The following is a 22,427-nucleotide window of genomic DNA, read 5'->3' as shown; positions in this document are numbered from 1 at the left end:
TACGAGGATGATCCTCCGCCTTGCGATCGTACGCACCAGACGCCGCAGGCCCCGCCCTCCGGGCGGACGGAGCTACTTTCGAAACACGCCCTAGGCGGAACTCTCCATGACCGCAGGGAAGTTCCGCCTCCCTGGCGAGCGGAGCCGGGGCCGGAACCCGTGGCGCCCCGGCCACCGCCGGCGGTGGTGAAGCCCACCCGGGGCCGTCCGCTCGCATCGGGCCGCCGGGTGCCGCACGAGCCCCCGGACACCCTGAGAGGGAGCCCTCCGGCCTGCGGAAACCGAAGACGGGGCGGACGGCACGCAGACCCCGTGGCACCGGCCTTCACGGCAACTTCAATTGACCATATCCCTCGTTCGGGCGTATGGGCATTCTTTCGTGCTTAATCCTCGTATCCGTCGCAGAGAATGGGTTCAACGCCGCTTTTCTGAAGGGGAAATACATGCGTCATACCCGGAATGTTCTGCTCGCCGCGACCGGTGCGCTGCTCGCCGCGAGCGCTGCTTCCGGTACGGCGGTGGCGGCCGGAAGCGGTGACGTCGTGGTGTTCCGGACGGAACTCTCGCCGCTCACCGTGTACGACGCCCCGCGCGGCTGCCAGAAGCTCCCGGGTGACGCCCATGTGCTGACGAATCGCACGGACCGGCCGGTCACGGTGTACGGCGACCCGTTCTGCCTGACGCCCGGCCTGGTCGTCCCGCCCGGACACGGGTCGCACGTGGTCCCCGGCAGCGGCAGCTTCTCCGCCTGAGTCGCGCAGTCCGTCCCCGCTCTCGTCCGCCCCGCACTCTGGAGCACTGCTGCACATGGCCCTCGATCTCGTCGTCATCGGGCTGGGACACGTCGGGCTTCCGCTCGCCCGGGCCGCGGTGTCCGCCGGTCTGGCGACCGCCGGATACGACGTCTCCGATGCGGTGGTGTCCAGCCTCGCCGCCGGGCGCTCCCCGGTGGGCGGGGTCCTGGACGCGGAGGTCACGGCCATGCTGGACGCGGGCTTTCACGCCGCGGCCGACCCGGGGATCCTGGAGGGTGCGCAGACCGTCGTGATCTGTGTGCCGACCGGACTCACCCCCGAGGGCCTGCCCGATCTGTCGGCGGTCGAGGACGCCACCGCGGTCGTCGCCGCCCGGCTGCGCCCCGGCACGCTCGTCGTCCTGGAGTCCACCAGCTGTCCGGGCACCACGGAAGAGGTCGTCCGGCCGCTCCTCGAACGCGGCAGCGGGCTGAGGGCAGGGGAGGATTTCCCCCTCGCGTATTCGCCGCAGCGTATCGATCCGGGCAATGGGACATGGAATGTCCGTAACGCTCCGAAAATTGTCGGTGGCTGCACGTCTTTGTGCGCGAAATGTGCCGTCGCTTTCTATGAGAGATTCATTGACGATCTCGTCGTCGCCCGCGGTACGCGGGAAGCGGAGATGGCCAAACTCCTGGAGAACACCTACCGCTCCATCAATATCGCGCTGGTCGACGAGGCGGCGCTGTTCCGCCGCCGGACCGGGATCGACGTCTGGGACGTGCTGCACGGCGCGGCGTCAAAACCGTTCGGCTTCGCACCCTTCCGGCCCGGCCCCGGGGTCGGCGGGCACTGCGTCCCCGTCGACCCCCGCGATCCGGCCGCCCGGGCCGAGTCCCAAGGCTTCCCGTTCCGCATGCCGGCCGCGGCGCACGACGTCCTCGGCCGGATGCCGGGACATGTCGTCGACCGCGCGCTGACCCCGCTCGCCGAGGCGCGCGGCCGGACCGAAGGCGACGACCGCGCACTGCCCCGCGCGACGGATCTCCAACAGGCCCTGAACCAAACGGATGTGGCGATCCTGCTCCAGGACCACTCCTGCTATGCGAGGGAGGCGCCGGGCAGAGCCCGCTGCGTCCTGCTGGACACCCGCGGCAAGGTCGCGGGCAGCAGGGTCGCGCTCCTCTGACCCCCTTCCACGACTCCGGCGGCCCGACCCGCCGCCGGACCACCGACCCCCGTGCGGGGTGTGACCACCCCGCACGGTCGCGGCCCTGTCCAGGTGCCGCGGTCCAAGTCCCCCGGGGACGACACCACATGTCCCTCGGGGACGACGCGAAAAGGAGAATGCTATGAGCACTGCTGTCGCCAACGACCGTCTGGTGAAGCGCTTCGAGAAGTGGGACACCGACGGCAACGGCGTGCTCGAGGCCGGCGACTTCCAGGCCGAGGCGGCCCGGATCGCCAAGAACCTGGGCAAGCAGGCCGACTCGCCGGAGGCCCAGGAGCTGGTCAACGCGTTCCAGGTGCTCTTCGAGGGCCTGGCCGAGCGCGTGGGCGTCTCCGCCACCGGTGGCATCAGCCAGGACCAGTTCCTCGCCACCACCAAGGAGATGCTGTTCGAGGAGGGCGAGGCCAGCTTCAACCGTGCCCTCGGCCCGGTCGTCAACGCCCTCGTCAACGTCTGCGACGAGGACAAGGACGGCCACATCAGCCCGGTGGAGTTCTCCTCCTGGCTGACCGCCGTCGGCGTGCCGGACGCGGAGGCGGGCCCGCTGTTCGCGCAGGTCGACGCCAACGGCGACGGCCGGCTGTCCGAGGACGAGCTGCTGCGCGTGATGCGCGAGTTCCACTTCGGCACCCTGGACGTCGAGCTGCTCGGCTGAGACCGGCCGCACTCGGCCGACCGCCGAAACGACCGCGCCTTACGGCGTGCCTCCGACAGGGCACGCCGTAAGGCGCGGCTTTCTTTCGTCGTACACGGCAGGCCGATTGTCACCGCGGCCGGTCACGTACGTTACGGGCCGGCCGCCACCGACTCGCCCTGGGTGAAGACGACCGGGACCTCGGGCCGCAGCTGAAGATCCCCGCCGCTGAGCGGCCGAGGGGTGTGGATCAGGATGTTGTAGTGGTTCGGCAGATGGCAGGCGTCGAAGCCGAGGACCGTGCCCACCGGGGTGTCCCCGATGCTCACGACGTCGCCCCGGTCGATCACCCCACCGCACTCCAGCTCCGCGAAGCCCAGGAAACCCACCCGGTCGATCCGGGCGCCCGGGTGCGGCTCCCACTGATCGGTGGTGACCAGTTCGTGCACCTCGCCCCGCCGTACACAGCGGGCCGCGTGCTCCTCGACCCGCATGCCCCGGTCCGTACGCCGATGCGTCAGGACCTTGACCAGCGCCCCGCGCACCACCCGCTTCGGGCCGTCCTCCAGCGGGTTCACCGGACCGCTCCGGTCGTCGCGGTCGCGCAGGCGTAGGCCGCCTCCACCAGCTGGAGCGCCGCGAGGCCGCCGTGCCCGCCCGGGCCGGCCGCCGCCGTGCCGCCCACGACGGCCGCGAACTCGGCGAGGATCGCCTCGTATTCGTGCCACAGCGAGGTCTTGAAGCCGGAGTGGCCGGCCAGCATGTCGGCGTACAGGACCTCGCCGTCGGCGAGTTCGACCTCGATGTCCTTGAGTTCGCCCGGGTACGACCAGTCCAGATGCACGGTCGCCGTCGCGCCGGGGCTGTCCAGGCCGTCGAGACGGATCACCGCCTGCCGGTCGAGTCCGGTGGCGTCGCGCTGGATCTCGCAGCCGGAGACGATGACCTCGCCGAGCAACAGCCGTACGAGATCGAGGGCGTTGGGCCCGTTGTCGGCGACACAGCCGCCGCCGCACAGGGCCGGGTCCAAGTACCAGTCCTCGCCGCCGAGATGCTCCTCGATGCGTTCCAGATAGCGCACCCGCACGGCGCGGATGTCCCGGCCCGCGACCTCGCGCGCCAGGGTGACGACCGCGGAGTTGTAGCGGCGGTGGAAGGCCGTCACCAGCGGGACGTCGTGGCGCAGGGCCAGATCGGTGAGCAGGCGCCCCTCGACGGCGGTGAGGGCGAGCGGCTTCTCGACGCACACCGGGACGCCGGCGGCGAGCGCGTCCTGGCACACCGCGAGGTGGGCATGGTTGGGGACGGCGACCACCAGGGCGTCCGGGCGGGCCTCGGCCAGCAGCGTCCGGTGGTCGCGGTAGCGGGCCGCCGGGCCCTCGAACCGCTCCAGGGGTTCGGCGCGCGCGTCGCACACCGCCGCGGGTTCCCAGCCGGGCAGGCGCTCGGCGGCGGCGAGGTAGTACGGGGCGATGGCGCCGAGTCCGACGACGCCCAGGCGCAGGGGTCGGGTCATCATGCGGCCTCCATGTCTTTCAGCAGGCCCAGTTCGGCCAGCTCCGTGTACAGATGGGCGGGCAGCGGGATGCCCTCGCGGCGCCGCCGCGCGGCCAGTTCCGCCTCCCGCCAGCCGGGGTAGCGCACCGGTGTGCCGCCGGGCGTCGCCGGCGGGCAGTCGGCGAGCGTGCCGAAGAGGGAACGGGTCGTCGCCGTGATGTCCGCGCCGGGGCGCAGCACCTCCGGCGCGATCGCGAGGAGGAAGAAGCCGATGTCGTCGTCGCGTCCGTGCGGCCGGCCGTCGCCCTCCAGAGCAGAGGGCGACGGCCCGAACGCCGAACCGGAGACCACGGCGGACAGCAGTTCGACCGCGATGCCGAGCCCGAAGCCCTTGTGGACCCCGGTCTCGGCCGTCCCGCCGAGCCAGCGCAGAAACGCCTCGCCCCGGTCGAAGGCGGCCGGATCGGTCACCGGGTCGCCGTCGTGGTCCTCCAGCCAGCCGGCGGGCACCGGCTCGCCGCGGCGCTCCGCGACCCGCACCTTGCCGGTCGGGGCGACGGTGGTGCTCATGTCGAGGAGGAAGGGGTGGCCGTCGAGCGCGGGCGCGGCGACGCTCAGCGGATTGGTGCCGAGCATCGTCAGTGCCCCGCCCGGGGGGCGCGCGATGCGCTGGCCGCCGCAGTTGCTCGCGGCGATGCCGATCATCCCCGCGTGCGCGGCGCGCACGGCGTGGAATCCGGCGCACCCGAAGTGGGTAGCGCCGCGTACGGACACCATGCCGATGCCGTGCCGCCGGGCGCGGGCGACGGCGTCGTCCATCGCCTCGGCCGCGGCCCACAGACCCAGCGCGCGCCGGGCGTCGACCACCGCGCAGGCGCCGAGATCGGTGAGGGTCAGCGGTGCGGCGTGCGGGTCGCAGCGGCCGGATTGGAGGAGCGGCACATAGGTCCGGGCGAGGTTGAACACGCCGTGCGAGTCGAGGCCGGTGAGGTCGCCGTGGCAGAGGGCCTCGGCGGCGAGGCGGGCCCGGTCGTCCGGGATGCCGTAGCCGGCGAAGCGCTCGGTCAGGGCGGTGAGCAGGGCGGCGTGATCGACGAGGACGGGCGGGGGAGCGGTCACCGCCGGGGTGGTGGTGGACCCGGTCATCCAGCGCTCCTTTCGAGGAGGTCGGGGCAAGGGAGCAAGGGGGGACAAGGGGGGGATCGGGAGGCGTCAGGGGAGGCGGAAGGGCTGCCGCTCTTCGGCGAAGCGGGTGACGAGGCGGTGGACGACGCCGGCGAAGTCCGCCAGATCGGCCAGGTCGACGAACTCCCCGGGCGCGTGGGCGCGGTTGGCGGCGAGATCGCCCGGGCCGAGGACCACGGTGAAGGCGTCGGCGAGGCCGGCGGCCCAGACCGCGTCGCAGGTGAAGCCGGGGGCGTCGGCCCCGGACAGGGCCCCGGCGCGCTCCAGCAGCCGCTCGGCCCACGGGTCGCGATTGTCCAGTGCGGGCAGGCCGTGCTTGTCCCAGGAGAGCCGGACGACATGGTCCGCCTCGTGCGCCGTGCGGCCGAACTCGCGGGTCGCGCCGAAGAGTTCACGGAAGCGGCGCAGGCCGTCCGCGAGGTGGCGGGGCACCGCTTCCCGGAGCCGTCGGCCGGCCTGCGTGGTGCCGTACGACAGATTCATCAGCAGGGTGCCGGTGCCGAACACCCGGTTGTGGGTGTGGCCGGTGTGCAGTCCGGCGAGGCACACCCGGGTGCCGGGGACGGCTCCGTCCAGGCGGGCGGCGAGGTGCTGCGCGAGGAAGCCGAGCAGCACGGTGGCGTTGTGCCCGGCGTCGGGGTGGTCGTCGACGGCGTCCTCGCCCGTGACGGTGAACCGGGCGGTCATGGAGGCGGTGGCCCGGGGCAGCGCGCGCAGTCCGGTCGGTTCGCAGAACACGTTCAGCCGGCCGTGGTGCCCGGCTTCGAGCAGCGGGCGGGTGCCGTACGTGCCGAGCGCGCCGCCCTCCTCCCCGGCGACGGCCTGGACCAGGATGCCGATGTCCCGTCCGACGGCGGGGTGGGCCGAGGCGGCCCGCAGCCCGGCGAGGAGGGCGACGGCGGGTCCCTTGGCGTCGACCGCGCCGCGGCCGGTGAACCGGGTGCCGTCGAAGGCGGGCGGGGTGTGGCCGGCGACGGTGTCCAGATGGACGTTGAACATCAGGGTCGCGGCGCGCGGGAGCCGGGGCCCGAGCCGCAGCAGCAGACTGGGCTGGTCCGCCAGGAAACGCGGATCGCGGGCGGCGGCGGCGCGGACCGTGGCCGGGACGCCGGGCCGGTCCAGGCAGGCGGCGGGCGGCGACGCGAGCCGTACGGTGCGCAGCCCCGCTCCGGTGGCCGCCGCCGCGTACCGCCGGAGGACCTCGGGCAGCCGGGAGGGCGGATCGTCCGGTCCGGCCTCCAGCGGGTTGACGCTCGGCAGCCGCAGCAGGGCGAGCAGCAGATCCTGGTCCGGTCCGGTGAACAGACCGCTCACGCCGGGCCGTCCAGGGTGGCTGTCACAGAGACGGGTCCGGGGGAGGGGGTGGGTGCCGGGGCCCGGTCAGGGGCCCCGTCCAGGGACCGCAGCAGTCCGGTGAGCGCCCGCCCCGCCCGTACGAACAGGTCGGCGGCGTCCTCGCCGGCCCGGGTCAGTCCCTCGTGGGGGCGGAGCGCGAGATGGGGTTCGAGGGAGAGCGCCCCGATGTAGCCGTGCGCGGCCAGGATCCGCAGACACGCGGCCACTTCGGCGTCGCCCTCGCCGGGCAGGGTGTAGGCGGTCTCGCCGTCCGGGGTGCGGACCGCGTCCTTGACATGGACGTGGGCGACGTACGGGGCGAGCGGGCGCAGCAGCTCGGGTGCGCTGTAGCCGTACGGGACACCGTTGCCGATGTCGAACAGCAGCCGCAGGGCCGGGCTGTCGACGGCGCTCAGCAGCCGCAGCGCGCGGTCGGCCCGTTCCCCGGCCCAGCCCGCGCAGTTCTCGTGCAGCAGGACCAGGCCCGCGCGTGCGGCGCGGTCGGCGAGGACGGCGGTGCGGGCGAGGACCCGATCGGCCCAGTCGGGCTCCGGCAGACCGTCGTTGGGGTACGACATGATCCGTACGAAGCGGCAGTCGAGCGCGGCGCAGCGCTCGGCGAGGATGTCCAGTTCGGTGAGGTCCCGGGCGAGGTCGCCGGTGATCGGACGGGACCAGTTGCCGATCCGGGAGGCCACCGCGACGACGCGGACGCCCGCGTCGGTCAGCCGCCGGGTCAGTCCGGCGAAGGCGGCCGGAGTGAGGTCGGCGAGGGCGATGCCGTCGACCGACCGCAGTTCGACGGTGTCCCAGCCCAGCCGCGCGAGGGCCGTGAGCTGACCGTCCGCGCCGGCCGCCGCCTCGTCGCCGATCCCGGTCAGGGTCCAACGGTCGTACGGGAAGGGGGACATGTCAGCGGCTCCCGGCGCAGGCCGCGAGCGCGGCGTGTTCCCGGGCCGCGCACAGCAGCCGGGTGGTCTCGCGGGCGAGCGGGAAGTTCCCGGCGTCCGCCGTGCCGGAGGCGAAGCCCCGGTAGGCGTCCTCCAGGAAGTCCGTCAGGGCGTCGTCCCGGAAGACATGGTGGCCGGCCTCCTCGGGAGCGCCGGCCGGTCCGGGGGCGCCGCCGGCGAAGGGGGCGACGACGAGCTGGGCGTGGTCGTCGTCCTCGCTGAGCGGGAAGTGGGCGGTGACCGTTCCGTTCTCGAACTCGCAGACGACACTGCGCTGCCGGACGGGCGCGCCGAGGTCGGAGCGCAGCAGGGTCGACACCCCGGAGTGGTGGTCCAGTTCGACATGCGCGCCGCCCATGCCGGGCAACTCGCGGTCCTCGCACCGCAGATCCCAGCAGCGCGCGGTCCGCAGCGTCGCGGGACCGGCCAAGTCGAGGGCGAGGGCCAGGGAATGAGGGATCTCGACATCGAGCGCGGTGCGGTGTCCCCGGGTGACCAGGGAGCGGTGGAAGCGCGGCTTGTGCTGGTCGACGGTGATCCGGCGGAGCGCGCCGAGCCGTCCGCCGCGCACCAGCCGGCGCAGCCGGGTGGCGAGCCGGGAGCCGGTCCAGTGCGACACGGTCACGAGGTCGAGCCCCGCCTGGTCGCGGAGCCGGATCAGGGCGTCGAGTTCGTCCAGGGAGGCCGCGAGCGGCTTCTCCACGATCATCCGCCGGAATCCGTGTCCGGCGAGTTCCGCGATCAGGGCGTGACGGAGCGCGGGTGGGGTGCACACATGGGCCACGGTGTGGGCGGGATCCACATGCGCCAGGGCCTGTTCAAGCGAGGCGACGACGGTGGCGCCGGTCCCGGCGGGGGAGTCCGCGCCCGGCCCCGCGGCGCGCAGGGCGCTCGCGCGCGGGTCGCAGCCGACGGCGGGCAGGGAGACGAGCGGGGCGCCCGCGGCGGCGGTGCGTCGGGCCAGCCGGGAGAGCGTTCGCAGATGGAGTCCGGATCCGGACCGGCCGAGCCCGACCACGAGGGGCTTCAGCACAGAGCCTCCTGGGAGAGTGAGGGAATTCCCCTGAAGAGGGGTGTCCCTCCAAAGAGGGATTTTCATGAGGGGGATGTCCATGAGAGGGGGCATCCATGCTCACGTTCGTTGCGCCGGACGACTATTGCCGTCGTGCGCGGAGGCGGTCAAGCGATCCGGAAAGCCGTTACCCATAAGTGTGAAGATGATCCTTTCGCTTTCACCGCCGCCATCGGGCCCGACTAGCCTGGAGACACCGGAGACTTCAGTGATTTCCGAGGCTCCAGAGACTCCATAGAGACGCGATGAGGCGGGGACGGGATTGCCTTCCGATGGACACGTTCCAGTGAAGCCCGAGAGTGTATTGACGGATGCGACGGTCGTTGCGGGTGAAGAAGAAGCGATTCCCTTCTTCACTCAGGCCGCCACGTTCGAACAATTGTTGCCCTCGATCGAAAAGATGATGGACGAGGTCTTCCGCAGCGGAAAGTTCTCCCACGGAAAACAGGTCGGGCAGCTCGAAGCGGAACTCGCCCGCTACACCGGCGCGCGCCATGTGATCGGCGTCAACAGCGGTACCGACGCGCTCGTCCTGCTGCTCCGGGCCGCGGGCCTGCGCCCCGGCGACGGTGTGCTGGTGCCCGCGTACTCCTTCTTCGCCACCGCCTCGGCGGTCGTCCTGGCGGGCGGCGTACCGGAGTTCGTCGACATCGACCCGGAGACCTATGCGATGGATCCGGCGGCGCTGGAGGCGGCCGTCGGCCCGCGCAGCCGGTTCGTCATGCCGGTGCACCTGTTCCACACGATGGCCGATCTGACGGCCATCGGCGCCGTCGCCCGTCGCCGCGGTCTGACCGTCGTCGAGGACAGCGCCGAGGCGATCGGCATGCGCCGCGCCGGCGTCCACGCGGGTCTGCACGGCGCGGGCGGCGTGCTCTCCTTCTTCCCCACCAAGACGCTCGGCGCGATCGGCGACGCGGGCGCCGTCCTCACCGACGACCCGGAGGTGGCGGACACCGTCCGCGCGCTGCGCCACCACGGCCGCGCGGGCAGCACCCTGAACGACTTCCGGGCCATCTCCACCGAGACCACCCTGCCGGGCGTCAACAGCAAGATGGACGACCTCCAGGCCGCCGTCCTGCTCGCCAAACTCCCGCTCCTGGAACGGCAGATCGCCCGTCGCGCCGAGCTGGCCGAGGCGTACACCGCCCGCCTGGCCGGCGTCCCCGGGATCCTCCGCCTGCCCCGTACCACCGCCAAGGGGCCGGACGCGCTCGAACGCGACGTGTACTACGTCTACTTGATCGAGACCGAGCGCCGCGACGAACTCGTCGCCCACCTCGAACGGCTCGGCATCGGCACCGAGGTCTACTACCCGGTGCCGCTCGCCCACCAGCCCGCCTTCGCGCGTCCGGGCCATGAGCCCGGCGGCTTCCCGCACGCCGAGCGGGCGGCCCGGCACGCCGTGGCCCTGCCGTTCCACCCCGACCTCGGGCTCGGCGAACTGGACCGGGTGTGCGACGCCGTCCGCTCCTTCCACACGAAGACGAGGACGGCCGCATGACCGACCACCGCATGACCGACCACCGTACGATCGACCCTCCTGCGTCCGGCCGGCCCGCATTCGACCCGCCCACGTCCGACCAGCCCGTGGACGAAGCCCCAACAGCCGTACCGACTCTGGCCGTTCCGTTCTTCCCGCCCGACCTCTTCGAAGCCGACCGCCCCGTCCTCATGGACCTGGTCCGCGAGGTGGGGCTCGACCCCGAGCAGCGCTTCATCCTCGGCCGGCGCACCGCCGCCTTCGAGGAACTGCTGCGCGCGGACCTCGAAGCCGCCGACGTCGTCGCCTGCTCCAGCGGCACCTCCGCGCTGTGGCTGGTGCTGCGGGCCATGGACATCGGCCCCGGCGACGAGGTGATCGTGCCCGCGTTCGGCTGCGCGCCGCTCGCCGCGTCGGTGATCGGCGTCGGTGCCACCCCCGTCTTCGCCGACATCCGGCCGGACACCCTCACCATGGACCCGGACGCCGCCGAACGGCTCGTCACCGAGCGGACCAGGGCGGTGATGCCCGCGCACATGTTCTCCGTGATGGCCGACATGCCGAGGTTCGCCGCACTGGCCCGGCGGCACGGCCTTCGCCTGCTCGAAGACTCGGCGGTCGCCCAGGGCGGCGTCCTGGACGGCGTCCCGGCCGGCCTGTGGGGCGACGCCGGCGTCTACTCGTTCGTCCAGGTCAAGACCTGCGGCATGCCCGGCGAGGGCGGCGCGGTGCTCACCCGGGACGCGGCCCTCGGCGAGCGGGTGCGGATGCTCCGCAACCACGGACAGCGCCCCGGCACCCGCTTCGTGCACCACACCGTCGGGATCAACAGCCGCTTCGACGAGATCCAGGCCGCCTTCCAGAGCCACCGCTACGCCGGATTCCCGGCCCGGCTGGCCCGCCGGGCCGAGATCGCCGCGTACTACACCGAACGCTTCACCCCGCTCGCCGAGCGCGGCGTCCTGCCGCCCCCGCCCGACCGGGACGGCCGGTGCTTCTACGTGTACACGGTCCTCGCCGACGACCGGAGCGCCCTCAGTGCGCACCTGGCCGAGGCCGGCATCGCCAGCCACGTCTACTACCCGCGCCCGCTGCCCGCGCACCGCGCCTTCGCCGCGTACGCCCCGCCCGGCGCCCACTGGCCGCACGCCGAGGACGCCGCCCGCCGCCATCTGTCGCTGCCGGTGCACCACCTGCTGACCGACGCACAGGTCGAGCATGTCGCCGACCGGGTGTGCGCCTTCGCCGCCGGCCGCCCCTGAGCCGGCCCCGGGCCGCCCCCCGCACGCCCCCGGTACCCCCGTACCCCTTCTCCTCCCGTAGCCCTTCCGCTCGGCACCCCTTTTCCGTTCTTCACCGCAGACATCCCAAGAGGACAACCATGACGGACAGCATCGCGGCCGGCCGGGCCGCGCCCGCCGCCCCCGCCGAGAGCCTGACCCGGCTCTACGCACGGCTCGGCAAGCTGGACGTGTACGACTACTACCTGGGCATCTTCCTCGCCCTGTCCGCGAGCCTGTTCCCGCTCGGCGCGTTCACCGTCCGGCAGGGACTGGTGCTGCTGCTGTTCCTGGCCGGAGAGATCGCCGTGCTCATGGCGATGGTCGCCCTGGACGACGTCACCGGCTTCCGGGACGGCAGCGACATCGCCAACTACGGCCCGGACAACCCGCTGCGCAGCAAGGCGCGCAAGCCGCTGGTCGCCGGGACCCTGACGGTCCCCCAGGCCCTGCGCTTCGCCTGGATCTGCGCCGCCGCCGGCGTGCTGCTGTGGGCGGGCGCCGCCGCGCTCGCCCCGCACCGCCCGCTGTGGGCGCTGCTCGCGGCGGGCGGACTGTGGGCGGTGTCGCTCCAGTACTCGTACGGACTGAAGATCAGCTACCACGGCTTCCAGGAGGTGTTCCTGGTCGCCCTCGGCGCGGTCCTCGTGATCGCCCCGTACGGTCTGGTGACCGGCGGCTTCTCCGGGTTCCTGATGGTGCAGGCGGTGCTGTTCGGCTTCGGCCCGCTGATGTTCGGCGTCTACTCCAACACCAACGACGTCGAGGGCGACCGGTCCGTCGGCCGCCCGACGGTCGCCGCGCTGGTCTCCGAGCGCGGCAACGCCGTGTTCATCGGCGCGCTGTCGGCCACCGAGTTCCTCATCGGCCTCGTCGCCTCCGTCACCGGGGTGGCCCCCTGGTGGTTCACGCTCCTGATGCTGCCCGCGACCGCGCTGCGCACCCGCCAGTACCTGACCGGCTTCGTCCGGGGCGACATCATGACCGCCCGGCGCACCGGCTTCGCCGTACACCGGCTCAGCGTCGTGCTGATGACCGTCGCCAACGTACTGGCCGCCGGCTTCCTCGGCACCAGCGACCTGACCTCGACGGGAGCCGCCGGATGACCCCCGATCTGGACGTGGCGGTGATCGGCGCCGGCATCGCCGGACTGACCGCCGCCCACGAACTGCGCCGCGCCGGTCTCACCGTCCGCGTCTACGAGGAACTGCCCTCGGTCGGCGGCCGGATGCGCAGTGTGCGCCACGAGGGCTGGACCGTGGACACCGGCGCCGAACAGGTCGCCCCGCGCGGCTACCGCGCCACCTGGGAACTGCTGCGCCGCCTCGGCGCCGGCCCGTACGACGTCCCCCGGGTCGGCGGCGGCGTCGCGGTCTGGCGGGGCGGGCGCGCGTATCCCGGCGTCGGCGAGAACAGCTCCGTCCTCACCGGCGCCGGTCTGTCCGCCCGCGCCCGGCTCGATCTGGCCGCCTTCCAGGCATGGTCCGGCCGCCGCCGCGGCGGCTTCGACGGCGACCACCCGGAACGCACCCCGCTGGGCGCCGCGACCGTACGGGAGACCGCCTCCCGCTACCACCGCGAGCTGCACGACTACCTCCTCCAGCCGGTCGCGGGCTGCTTCTTCGGCTGGGACACCGCCCGCAGCGCCGCCGCCCCGCTGGTCAGCCTGCTGCTCGAAGCGGGCGCGCCGTCGGCCTGGCGGACGTACCGCGACGGCATGGACTTCCTGGCCCGACGGCTGGCCGAGACCACCGACGTCGTCACCGGCCGCGCCGTACGGGAGGTCACCACGGCGAGCGAGGGCAGTGGCGAGGGCGGGGGCGGGGGCGGACACGCCGTCCTGCGCTTCGAGGACGGCGAGACGGTAAGGGCCCGGGCGGCCGTACTCGCCGTACCGGCACCGGTCGCGGCCCGGCTCCGCCCCGACGCGCCCGCCGACGAACGGCCCTTCCTCGACGCCTGCTCCTTCACCTCCATGCTGAAGGTCAGCTATCTCCTGGACCGCCCGCTCGCCCCGGCCGCCCGCCGGCCGGTGCACATCCTGCTCACCCCGGCCGTCGAGGAGGAACTGATCTCCGGCGTCGTCGTCGACCACGCCAAACACCCCGGCCGGGCCCCCGCCGGACACGGCCTGATCACCGTCGTGGCCGGCCCGCGCCGGGTCCGCGAACTCCTCGACCGAGCCCCCGACGAGACCGCCGAACTGCTGCTGCGCGCGGCCGAACGGTACGTGCCCGGCATCACCGAGGCCCGCCGCCACCACCTCGTCCACGCCTTCCGCCACGGTCTGCCCGAGGCGACCCCCGAGGCGCTGCGTACCCGCGCCCCCTTCCTCGCGCGCCCGGTACGCGCCGTCGAGTACGCCGGCGACTGGGTGATGCTGCGACCCGCCTCCGAAGGCGCCGTGCGCTCCGGCGCGCTGGCCGCCGCCCGCGTCCTCGCCCGGCTGGCCGATCGCCGCACGCCCGCCCCCCACCCGACGGAGGAGATCCGTGCGACCGCATGACATGGGCACCCTGTTCGACGAGGCGGCGGCCCACGGCGCCCCCACCGTCGTCCACCTGGACCGCCCCTTCGACATCGCCCCCGACGCCGGCACGCTCTGGACCGTCCCGGAACTCGCCGCCCTGGTCCGGGCCACCGCCGCCCGCCTCGCCGACGCGGGCGTCGGCCCCGGCGACCGGGTGGCGATCGTCAAGGACAACCACTGGGACTACGACCTGCTCGCCTGCGCCGCGATCCGGCTCGGGGCCGTCCCCGCGCAACTGTCCGCCGCGCTCGACGCCGAGGACCTGACGACCCTGCTCGACCGGCTGCGGCCCGCCGCGCTGGTGACCACGGCGGGGATCCTGGCCCGGCTCGGCCGGGACCCGGAGATCCCGATCCGCGTCACCGTGGACGCCCCCGCCCCCGCCCCCGCCCCCGTCCCCGGAACGGCCGTCCATCTCGCCGCACTGGACCCGGCCGGACCGTGCCCGCCGGTACGGCGCCACGACGACGAACCCCTCGTCGTCCACCACACCTCCGGCACCACCGGCGTCCCCAAACTGGTGGTGCACTCCACCCGCACCCTCGTCCACGAACTGGCCCGCTTCGAGGCGGTGCGCTACCCGGTCATCGGCGTCCGCGCCGACGACGTCCTCGCCAACGCCAGCGCGTACGCCCACGGGCGCACCTTCTGCTGGACGGCCGTCGTGATGTCCGCCGCGCCCGCCCGGATCACGGTGCTGACCGGCGACGCCCCGGACACGGCCGACCCGCTGCTGCGCGCCCACCCGCCGACCGTCGTCGAGGCGCCGCCCGCCGGCTTCGTACGGCTGCGGCCCCTCACCACCCGCCTGGACAACCCGTTCCGCCGGGTCCGGCTCTACATCAGCACGTACGACGCCGTGCACCCGCCCGTCCTGCGCTCCTATCTGACGGCCAGCCGGCACTCCCGGCCGCTGTGGATGCAGGGCTGGGGACAGACCGAGACCGGGCCGCTGACCTTCCGCTTCCACACCCGGCGGTCCGCGCTCCTCCCGGAGGCCCGGACCGACGCCCGGCTCCTCGGCCGTCCGGTGCCGGGCCGGACCGGGCTGCGGGTGGTGCACCCCGACACCCTGCGCCCGGTGCCCCGGGGCCGCACCGGCCTGCTTCTCGTCCGCACCAAGGCGCTCGCGCTCGGATACGTGGGGGAGCGGCCACGCTGGGACGCCAAGCGCATCGGCGGCTGGTGGGCCACCGGCGACCTGGGCATCCACCACCGCGACGGCAGCGTCAGCGTCCTGGACCGCGAGGCCGACAGCCTGCCCGGACTGCCCGACATGAGCTGTCTGCGCACCGAGGACGTCCTGGAGGCGCGGCTGCCCGAGGCCCTGGAGTGCGTCGTCGTCGGCGCCCCGGACGGCGGCGCCCCGCGGCCCGTCGTGGTCACCGCCGACGGCCGTCTCGACCCGGACGCGTGGGCCCGGGCCGTACGCGGGCTGCCCCCGCTCGGCGAACCCGTCGTCGTCACCTGGGACGAGGTGCCCCGTACCGGTACGGGCAAGGTCCGGCGCGCGGTGCTGGCCGAGCGGCTCATCGGCAAGGCGGTCACCGGCACGGGCCGCTGGACCTGAGCGCCGGCGGCCCGCCCGGCCGCCCCTGGGCGGGCTTTTCCCCCCGGCACGCATGCATACGTGTCACGAGCAGCGAGCAGAGAGAGTCGTACGTGTCCCAGCCGTCCCCCGCGCCTGTCGTAGCCGCCGTAGCCGAGGTGCTGCCTGCGGTGCCCGGCGCACCTGTTCAGCCCGGTGTGCTCGGTGTGCCTGGTATGCCTGGCGTGTCCGCCGCCGTCCCCGCTCCCCGGCGGGTCTTCGGCAACGGCACCGCGCACAGCCGCGACCAGCAGCGTTGTCTGGCCGCCGCCTACGACCCGGTGACCCTGCCCCGGCTGGCCGCCGCCGGGGCGGGGCCGGGCTGGCACTGCCTGGAGATCGGGGCGGGCGGCGGCGGGATCGCGCGATGGCTGGCGGAGCGGGTGGCGCCGGGCGGCGGCTCGGTGCTCGCCACGGACATCGACCCGCGTGATCTGGTGCCCGGGCCCGGGCTGGAGGTCGCCACCCTCGACGTGGCCCGCGACCCACTCCCGGACGCGGCCTACGACCTGGTGGTGGGCCGGCTGGTGCTCCAGCACGTGCCGAGCCGAGACGCCGTGCTGCGCAAGCTGGTGCGGGCCCTCAAACCGGGCGGGCTGCTCCAGATCGACGAGATCGACGCCTCGTACGAGCCGCCGCTGCTGACCCCGGACCCGGCGGCGGAGGAGTTGTACGTGCGGTTCCTGGCGGCCAAGACGGCGGCCATGCGGGCGGCGGGCGGCGACCCGCACTGGGGGCGGCGGGTGCCGGCGGCGATGCGGGCGGCCGGGCTGACCGGAATCGACGTCCATCTCGCCATCGGGGTCCGGCACGCCGAAGACCCTGGCCTGGGGCTCCAGTTGAACCACACCCGCAATCTCCGGGGCCGGCTGGTGGCGCAGGGAATGACCGAGGAGGAACTGGACCGGGTGGGGGAGCTGATGTGTGATCCGTCCTTCCGCGCCGCCTCCAGCGTCTTCTACTCGGTGCAGGGGCGCCGGCCGGACCGTGAGGGGGGCCGGTGACCGTGACGACCGGGCGACCGGACCGAGGGGAGCGGCCGGACGGAGGCGAGGGGCCGGGCGGAGAAGAGCCGCCCGCGGTCGCCGCCGGGATCGCCGAACTCCTGCTGCGGCACACGGCGGAGGCGCTGCCGAAGGGCACTCCCCAGGGAACCTTCCGTATCGACTGGGCGGGACCGGTGGACGCGGAGCTGCCGGACGAGCGCGCCGTCCAGGCCGCCTGCGGACTCCAGCACGTCCATGGCCGGGCCACGGGCGGACCCGTTCCGCTCGCCGTCGACTACGCGTCGGTCGTGGCCGGGGTGCTCGCCGCCCTGGGCGCCACCGCCGTGGGCGTCGGGCGGGCGCGGGGACTGCGGCTGCGCGAGGCGCGGACATCGGTGGCCCAGGGCGCGCTGCTCGCGATCAGTCAGTATCTCGCGGCGGCAACGGCCCGCGAGGGTGCGGAAGTCGAGCCTTCGATCCAGGAACTCGGGGATTCCGGCGGCTCTTTGGGTCTGGCGACCCTGGTCACCTCCGGCGGTCACCGGATCGAGATCGAGACCCTCGACCCGGAGGCGTGGCGGGAGTTCTGGGTCCGGCTCGCGGTGCCGCCCGCGCTTTCCGGGCGGGGCTGGCTCCCCTTCCAGCAGCGGTTCGCCACCGCCGTCTGCCCGCTCCCCGACGCGTTGCGGCAGGCCGCGCGCAGCCACGCGCTCGCGGAGCTGCGGGAAGCCGCGTACGACACCGGCGTCAGCCTCCTCGTGGTGTCCTCCGACCCGCTCTCGACCGTGAACCCGGCGCCCTGGCGGCTCACCCCGGGGCCGGGGCGGTCGGGGCAGGGGCAGGGCGCGGGGACGGGGCCGGAGCCGTGGGGATTCGGTCCCTCGGCGGCCCGCCCGCCGGGCGAACCCCTCCTGCCGCTCGCCGGACTGCGCGTCGTGGAGTCGACCCGCCGGGTGCAGGGGCCGCTCGCCGGGCACGTCCTCGCGATGCTGGGCGCCGAGGTCGTCCGGATCGAGCCGCCGGGCGGCGACCCGATGCGCTGGCTCCCGCCGCTGGCGGGGGACTGCTCGGCCCGGTTCCTGGCGCTCAACGCCGGCAAGCGGGTCGTGGAGGCCGACCTCACCACGGCGCGGGGCCGTGCCGCCGCGCGCGAACTGGCCTGCGACGCCGATGTGTTCCTGCACAACTGGGCGCCGGGGAAGGCCGCCCGCCACGGTCTGGACGCCGCCGATCTGCTGCCCGCGCGCCCTGCTCTCGTCCACGCCTGGGCCTCCGGCTTCGGCGACACCTTCGGCGACCGGCCCACCCCCGTGGGCACCGACTACCTCGCCCAGGTGCACACCGGTCTCGCCGCGGCCGTGCGCCCGGCCGGCGAACCCCCGGCCCCCTCCCTGGCGACCCTCACCGATGTGCTCGGCGGACTGGTCGGCGCCCACGCCGTGGTGACCGCCCTGGCCCGGCGTGCGGCGACCGGGCGCGGCAGCGGTGTCGAGTCCTCCCTGGTGTCGGCGGGCGCGCTGATCCCGCGCCCGGCGCGGCGGGTCGAATGGACCGCCCTGGACCGGCCGTTGCCCACCGCGGACGGCCATCTGTCCCTCGGCCCGCGCGCCCGCCGGAACCCCGAGGCGGTGCGCCGGGTGCTGGCGAGCGGCGGTGACCCACGGAGCCGTACCACCGAGGACTGGCGGGAACGGCTGGCCGGGGCCGGACTGACCGCGATCCCCGTCCTGACCGACCTGGCCGGACTGGTCCGCGACCCGGCGTTCAAGGCGGCCGTCGCGCCGCCGGACTCGGCCGCCCCGTACGCCCGCCCCCACTCTCCCTGGACGTTCGCATGACCCTCACCGCCACCGCCACCGCCACCGTCGCCCCGCCCTTGCTCGGCCAGGGGGTGTGGACCTCGCGCGCCGGAGTGCTCTTTCCCGACCTCGTCCCACGGGAGCTGCGCCGGTCCTGGGTGGCGCGGGGCCTGTGCCCGGACGCCGACCTGTACAGCCTCTTCACCGCCCGGGTCGCCGAACACCCAGGCCGCGAGGCGCTGGTGGACGCCGGGGGAGTGCTCACCTACGCCGAACTCGACGCCGAAGTGCGGCGTACCGCAGCCGAGTTCGAGCGGGCAGGTCTGGCGGCGGGCGATGTGATCGCGCTGCGGCTGCCCAACGGCCGCGACGCGGTCGCCGCCGAACTCGCCGTGTACGCCCTGGGGGCGGTGGCCCTGCCGCTTCCGCCCGGCGACGACCGCGACCTGCGGGCCTTGCTCGCCCGGTCCCGGGCGCGCGGTGTCGTCCTGCGCACGGCCCGGGAAGCGGACCCCGTGGCGGACCTGCCCCACCTGCGCACCGTGTACGTCCCCGAGCCGGGACCGCGCTCCCCGGCGCCGTACGACACCCGGCAGCCACCCCGTCGGCCGGTCGACCCGTACGGCCCCGCCCGCATCCTGGTCTCCTCGGGCTCCGAGGCCGAACCGAAGATGGTCGCCTACAGCCATCACGCCATGGCGGGCGGCCGGGCCCGTTACGTCCGCGCGCTCCACCAGGACCCGGACCGTGCCGGGTCGCCGCCCCGGCACCTGGTGCTCGTCCCGCTGGCGTCCTCCTTCGGCTCCCTCGGCACGCCCGTCACCCTCGCCGTGCTCGGGGGCACACTGATCACCCAGCCGGCGTTCGACGCCGAGGACGCCCTGCGGCTGATCGCCGCCCACCGCCCCACCCATCTCTTCGCGGTACCGACGATGCTGCGGCGCATCACGGACCTCCCGCACGGGGACGGCGAGGACACCTCGTCACTGCGGACGGTCGTCTCCAGCGGCGCGGCGCTGCCCGAGGCGGTCGCCCGGGCCTGCCAGGAGCGGTTCGACCGTCCCGTGGTGACCGTCTACGGCTCCTCGGATGGCGTCAACTGCCATACGGCGGGCGAGATCCGGCCGACGGGAACCAGTGTCGGCACCCCGGACCCGACGGTCGCCCGGATCCGGCTCACCGGCCCCGAGGGCCAGATCGAGGCGCGGGGTCCCATGACTCCGATGTGCTACGTCAACGCGCCCGAACTGGACGCCCGTTACCGCACTCACGACGGCGGCTGGGTGCGGACCGGCGACTTCGGCCGGCTGGACGAACACGGCCGGCTGCACGTCCTCGGGCGCCTCAAGAGGATCGTGGTGCGCGGCGGTCTCAACATCAGTCTCGCCGAGGTGGAGAACGAACTCGCCACCCACCCCGCCGTGGCCGAGGCGGCCTGCGTCCCCGTCCCCGACCCGGACCTGGGCGAACGCCTGTGCGCCTGCCTCCGCCCGGCGCCCGGCGCGCGGACGCCCACACTGCCCGAACTCAACGCCCATCTTCTGGGCCGGGGCCTGTCCCGCCGCAAACTCCCCGAACTCCTCCTCGTAGTCGAGGAGATGCCCCTCGGCCCGACCGGAAAGATCTGCCACCGCAGCCTGACGGAGGCGGCGATGGCCATGGCGGCGGCCTCGGCCGGGGGTCACGCTCAGGAGAGCGGCGGACGGGCGTAGGGGCGCTTCCGTCCGATGGTCGTCGTCCCCGGGTGCGCGCCGACCGCCGTCCGGCCGACCGAGTGGAGGCGCTCCCCTTCACTCCGGGCGCACGCCCGCGGATCGCCCCCTGTCCGGAACTCGCCATATTCGCCTGCCTCCAGGCAATTCCGAAGACTGTCAAGGCACTTGAAATAGAGTGGAGTCATGCCGATCAAGCCGATCATCGATCTGCGGGAGTACGGCCAGGAGTTCACCACGAACCCGCACCCGTACTACACCGCGCTCCGAGAATCCGGTCCGGTCCACCAGGTCGTCAGCCCCGAAGGAATGCCCGGCTGGCTGATCGTCGGTTACGAGGAGGCCCGCGCCGCCCTCGCCGATCAGCGGTTCGTCAAGGACGGCAGCGCCGCCGGCTTCGTCCCGCCGAGAGTCGAGATCGTCGGGCCCAGCCTGCTCGGCGTCGACCCGCCCGACCACTCCCGGCTGCGCAAGCTCGTCGCGAGAGAATTCACCGCCCGCCGCGTCGAGGCGCTGCGACCGCGCGTCCAGCGGCTGACCGACACCTTCCTCGACGCGATGGCCCCCGCCGGGCGGGCCGATCTCGTCGACGCCTTCTCGTTCCCGCTGCCCATCACCGTCATCTGCGAACTCCTCGGCGTGCCCGCCGAGGACCGCGATTCGTTCCGCCTGTGGTCGAACGAACTCGTCGCCCCCAGCGGGGCGATGACCGAGGAGGAGGCCGCCGAGGGGTTCGCCGCCTACTTCGACGCGCTCATCGAGGACAAGCGGGCCGCGGGACCGGGCGAGGATCTGATGTCCGCGCTCGTCGCCACCCGCGCCGAGGACGGCGACCGGCTCTCGATTCCCGAACTGCGCGGGCTCGCGCAGCTGCTGATCATCGCGGGGCACGAGACCACCGTCAATCTCATCACCAACACGGTGCGGCTGCTGCTCACCCACCCCGGGCAACTGAAAGCGGTGCGCGAGGACTTCACGCTGATCCCCGGCGTCCTGGAGGAAGTCCTGCGCCACGACGGCCCGGTGGAGACGGCCACGTACCGTTTCTCCGCCGAGGACGTCGAGATCGGCGGAACGGTCGTGCCCGCGCATTCCCTTGTCATCGTCGGCCTCGCCGCGGCCGACCGGGACCCCGGCCGCTTCCCCGACCCCGCGGCCTTCGACATCCACCGCGACACCCAGGGGCACCTCGGCTTCGGCCACGGCATCCACTTCTGCCTGGGCGCCCCGCTCGCCCGACTGGAGGGCGAGATCGCCGTCCGGTCGCTGCTGGAGCGCTTCCCCGGGCTGGCGCTCGCCCCCGAGTCGCCCCCGCTGGAATGGATGCCGGGGATCCTGATCCGCGGCCCCCGCCATCTGCCCGTCGTCTGGTGATCCCGCCCCGGCCCGGCCGCCACGGCTCCCCGCGGCGGCCGGGCCGGGGATGGCCCAAACCAGGGGACGGCTCGAACCAGGGACGGCCCGAATCCACGGACGGCAAGAAGACGGGCTCAGCCCGCCGGGATCTCCGCGACCCGCACCGGCCGGCGCTCCCGGTGCGAGAGCGCGCACGCCTCCGCGATCCGCAGCGCCACCAGCGCCTCGCCCCCGTCGCACGGGTTGTCCCGCTCCCCGCGCACCAGGGCGACGAACGCGTCCAGCTCCGCCTCGTACGCCGGGCCGAACCGCTCCAGGAACCCCGGCCACGGCTTCCCGGGCGCCGCCGGCCCCGCCGGCTCCAGCGACTCCAGCGGGGTCCGCTCGTCAAGCCCCACCACCAGCGAGGCCCGCTCGCCGGCCAGCTCCATCCGTACGTCGTACCCCGCGCCGTTCGAGCGGGTCGCGGTCGCCGACACCAGCGTGCCGTCGTCCAGGGTGAGCAGCGCCGCCGCCGTGTCCACGTCACCGGCCTCGCGGAACATCGCGGGGCCCGCGTCCGACCCCGTCGCGTACACCTCCACGACCTCCCGGCCGGTCACCCAGCGCACGATGTCGACGTCGTGCACCATGCAGTCCCGGAACAGCCCGCCCGACAGCGGCAGGTACGCGGCCGGCGGCGGCGCCGGATCGGAGGTCACCGCCCGTACGGTGTGCAGCCGGCCGAGCCGCCCCGCCGCGACGGCCTCGCGCGCCGCCCGGTACCCGGCGTCGAAGCGCCGCATGAACCCCAGCTGCAGCTCGGTCCCGGCCGCCGCCACCGCCTTCAGCGCGTCGAGCGTCCGGGGTACGTCCAGCGCGATCGGTTTCTCGCAGAACGCGGGCAGTCCGGCCGCCGCGGCCCGCCCGATCAGCTCCGCGTGCGCCGCCGTCGCCGACGCGATCACCACCGCGTCCAGCGGATGCCCGAACAGCGCGTCGACCGACGGCGCCGCCTCGGCGACCTCCAAGGGGAGCGGTTGCCCCTGCCAGATCGGGTCCGTGCAGCAGAGCGC

General features: G+C 74.0%; 19 protein-coding genes. 12 read left to right on the top strand and 7 right to left on the bottom strand.

The features are described 5' to 3' along the window. Positions 1-443 precede the first annotated feature (443 nt). The 3 genes from ABZ990_RS29310 (at position 444) to ABZ990_RS29300 (ending at position 2,620) form a co-directional block, all read left to right on the top strand. The gene (locus ABZ990_RS29310) at positions 444-752 is read left to right on the top strand and encodes a hypothetical protein (protein WP_361238018.1); all 309 of its coding nucleotides are present in this window, start codon (positions 444-446) and stop codon (positions 750-752) included. Positions 753-807: 55 nt separating this feature from the next. Continuing rightward, a complete protein-coding gene (locus ABZ990_RS29305; protein WP_361238014.1) occupies positions 808-1,923 on the top strand; it encodes a nucleotide sugar dehydrogenase in 1,116 nt (371 codons plus the stop codon). A 163-nt stretch (positions 1,924-2,086) separates the two neighbouring features. Continuing rightward, positions 2,087-2,620: an EF-hand domain-containing protein gene (locus ABZ990_RS29300; RefSeq protein WP_361238011.1), complete on the top strand. Its 534-nt coding sequence runs from the start codon at positions 2,087-2,089 to the stop codon at positions 2,618-2,620. A gap of 131 nt (positions 2,621-2,751) precedes the next feature. On the opposite strand, the gene ABZ990_RS29295 is transcribed toward ABZ990_RS29300, so the two are convergent. The 6 genes from ABZ990_RS29295 to ABZ990_RS29270 all read right to left on the bottom strand — a co-directional run bounded on the left by ABZ990_RS29295 (position 2,752) and on the right by ABZ990_RS29270 (position 8,599). Then, positions 2,752-3,177: a hypothetical protein gene (locus ABZ990_RS29295; RefSeq protein ID WP_361238009.1), complete on the bottom strand. Its 426-nt coding sequence runs from the start codon at positions 3,175-3,177 to the stop codon at positions 2,752-2,754. After that, positions 3,174-4,118: a Gfo/Idh/MocA family oxidoreductase gene (locus ABZ990_RS29290; protein ID WP_361238006.1), complete on the bottom strand. Its 945-nt coding sequence runs from the start codon at positions 4,116-4,118 to the stop codon at positions 3,174-3,176. The genes ABZ990_RS29295 and ABZ990_RS29290 overlap by 4 nt, the downstream gene beginning before the upstream one ends. Then, positions 4,115-5,242 carry an Ldh family oxidoreductase gene (locus ABZ990_RS29285; protein ID WP_361238003.1) on the bottom strand — a complete coding sequence of 376 codons (1,128 nt, stop codon included), beginning with the start codon at positions 5,240-5,242 and terminating at the stop codon, positions 4,115-4,117. Before ABZ990_RS29285 ends, ABZ990_RS29290 begins: the two co-directional genes overlap by 4 nt. A 66-nt stretch (positions 5,243-5,308) precedes the next feature. Then, positions 5,309-6,595, bottom strand: coding sequence for a M20/M25/M40 family metallo-hydrolase (locus ABZ990_RS29280; protein ID WP_361238000.1), 1,287 nt, complete (start codon positions 6,593-6,595; stop codon positions 5,309-5,311). Continuing rightward, positions 6,592-7,527: a sugar phosphate isomerase/epimerase family protein gene (locus ABZ990_RS29275; protein WP_361237998.1), complete on the bottom strand. Its 936-nt coding sequence runs from the start codon at positions 7,525-7,527 to the stop codon at positions 6,592-6,594. The genes ABZ990_RS29280 and ABZ990_RS29275 overlap by 4 nt, the downstream gene beginning before the upstream one ends. A gap of 1 nt (position 7,528) precedes the next feature. Continuing rightward, complete coding sequence (locus ABZ990_RS29270) at positions 7,529-8,599, bottom strand: Gfo/Idh/MocA family oxidoreductase (RefSeq protein ID WP_361237995.1); 1,071 nt, start codon at positions 8,597-8,599, stop codon at positions 7,529-7,531. A 421-nt stretch (positions 8,600-9,020) separates the two neighbouring features. Between ABZ990_RS29270 and ABZ990_RS29265 the strand changes: the two genes are divergently transcribed. From ABZ990_RS29265 to ABZ990_RS29225, 9 genes are all read left to right on the top strand, one after another. After that, positions 9,021-10,142: a DegT/DnrJ/EryC1/StrS family aminotransferase gene (locus tag ABZ990_RS29265; RefSeq protein WP_361237992.1), complete on the top strand. Its 1,122-nt coding sequence runs from the start codon at positions 9,021-9,023 to the stop codon at positions 10,140-10,142. Further along, positions 10,139-11,383: a DegT/DnrJ/EryC1/StrS family aminotransferase gene (locus ABZ990_RS29260; protein WP_361237989.1), complete on the top strand. Its 1,245-nt coding sequence runs from the start codon at positions 10,139-10,141 to the stop codon at positions 11,381-11,383. Before ABZ990_RS29265 ends, ABZ990_RS29260 begins: the two co-directional genes overlap by 4 nt. A gap of 119 nt (positions 11,384-11,502) precedes the next feature. Continuing rightward, positions 11,503-12,507, top strand: a complete 1,005-nt coding sequence (locus tag ABZ990_RS29255) for a UbiA family prenyltransferase (protein WP_361237986.1) — start codon at positions 11,503-11,505, stop codon at positions 12,505-12,507. Continuing rightward, positions 12,504-13,907, top strand: a complete 1,404-nt coding sequence (locus tag ABZ990_RS29250) for an NAD(P)/FAD-dependent oxidoreductase (protein WP_361237983.1) — start codon at positions 12,504-12,506, stop codon at positions 13,905-13,907. The genes ABZ990_RS29255 and ABZ990_RS29250 overlap by 4 nt, the downstream gene beginning before the upstream one ends. Continuing rightward, complete coding sequence (locus tag ABZ990_RS29245) at positions 13,894-15,501, top strand: class I adenylate-forming enzyme family protein (RefSeq protein ID WP_361237980.1); 1,608 nt, start codon at positions 13,894-13,896, stop codon at positions 15,499-15,501. The genes ABZ990_RS29250 and ABZ990_RS29245 overlap by 14 nt, the downstream gene beginning before the upstream one ends. A gap of 203 nt (positions 15,502-15,704) precedes the next feature. Then, positions 15,705-16,523: a methyltransferase domain-containing protein gene (locus ABZ990_RS29240; RefSeq protein ID WP_361237977.1), complete on the top strand. Its 819-nt coding sequence runs from the start codon at positions 15,705-15,707 to the stop codon at positions 16,521-16,523. Next, the gene (locus tag ABZ990_RS29235; protein ID WP_361237974.1) at positions 16,520-18,343 is read left to right on the top strand and encodes a CoA transferase; all 1,824 of its coding nucleotides are present in this window, start codon (positions 16,520-16,522) and stop codon (positions 18,341-18,343) included. The genes ABZ990_RS29240 and ABZ990_RS29235 overlap by 4 nt, the downstream gene beginning before the upstream one ends. Continuing rightward, positions 18,340-20,016 (top strand): class I adenylate-forming enzyme family protein, encoded by a 1,677-nt coding sequence (locus tag ABZ990_RS29230; protein ID WP_361237971.1) that lies wholly within the window; start codon positions 18,340-18,342, stop codon positions 20,014-20,016. The genes ABZ990_RS29235 and ABZ990_RS29230 overlap by 4 nt, the downstream gene beginning before the upstream one ends. A gap of 186 nt (positions 20,017-20,202) precedes the next feature. After that, entirely contained in the window at positions 20,203-21,390 is a 1,188-nt protein-coding gene (locus ABZ990_RS29225) for a cytochrome P450 (protein ID WP_361237968.1), read from the top strand. A 116-nt stretch (positions 21,391-21,506) separates the two neighbouring features. Here ABZ990_RS29225 and ABZ990_RS29220 read toward each other — a convergent pair whose 3' ends face one another. Next, positions 21,507-22,382 (bottom strand): Gfo/Idh/MocA family oxidoreductase, encoded by an 876-nt coding sequence (locus ABZ990_RS29220; protein WP_361238021.1) that lies wholly within the window; start codon positions 22,380-22,382, stop codon positions 21,507-21,509. Between the last annotated feature and the right edge of the window lie 45 nt (positions 22,383-22,427).

The organism is Streptomyces sp. NPDC046203 (assembly GCF_040646255.1).
Lineage (GTDB): Bacteria > Actinomycetota > Actinomycetes > Streptomycetales > Streptomycetaceae > Streptomyces.
This window is presented reverse-complemented; position numbering and strand designations above follow the sequence as displayed.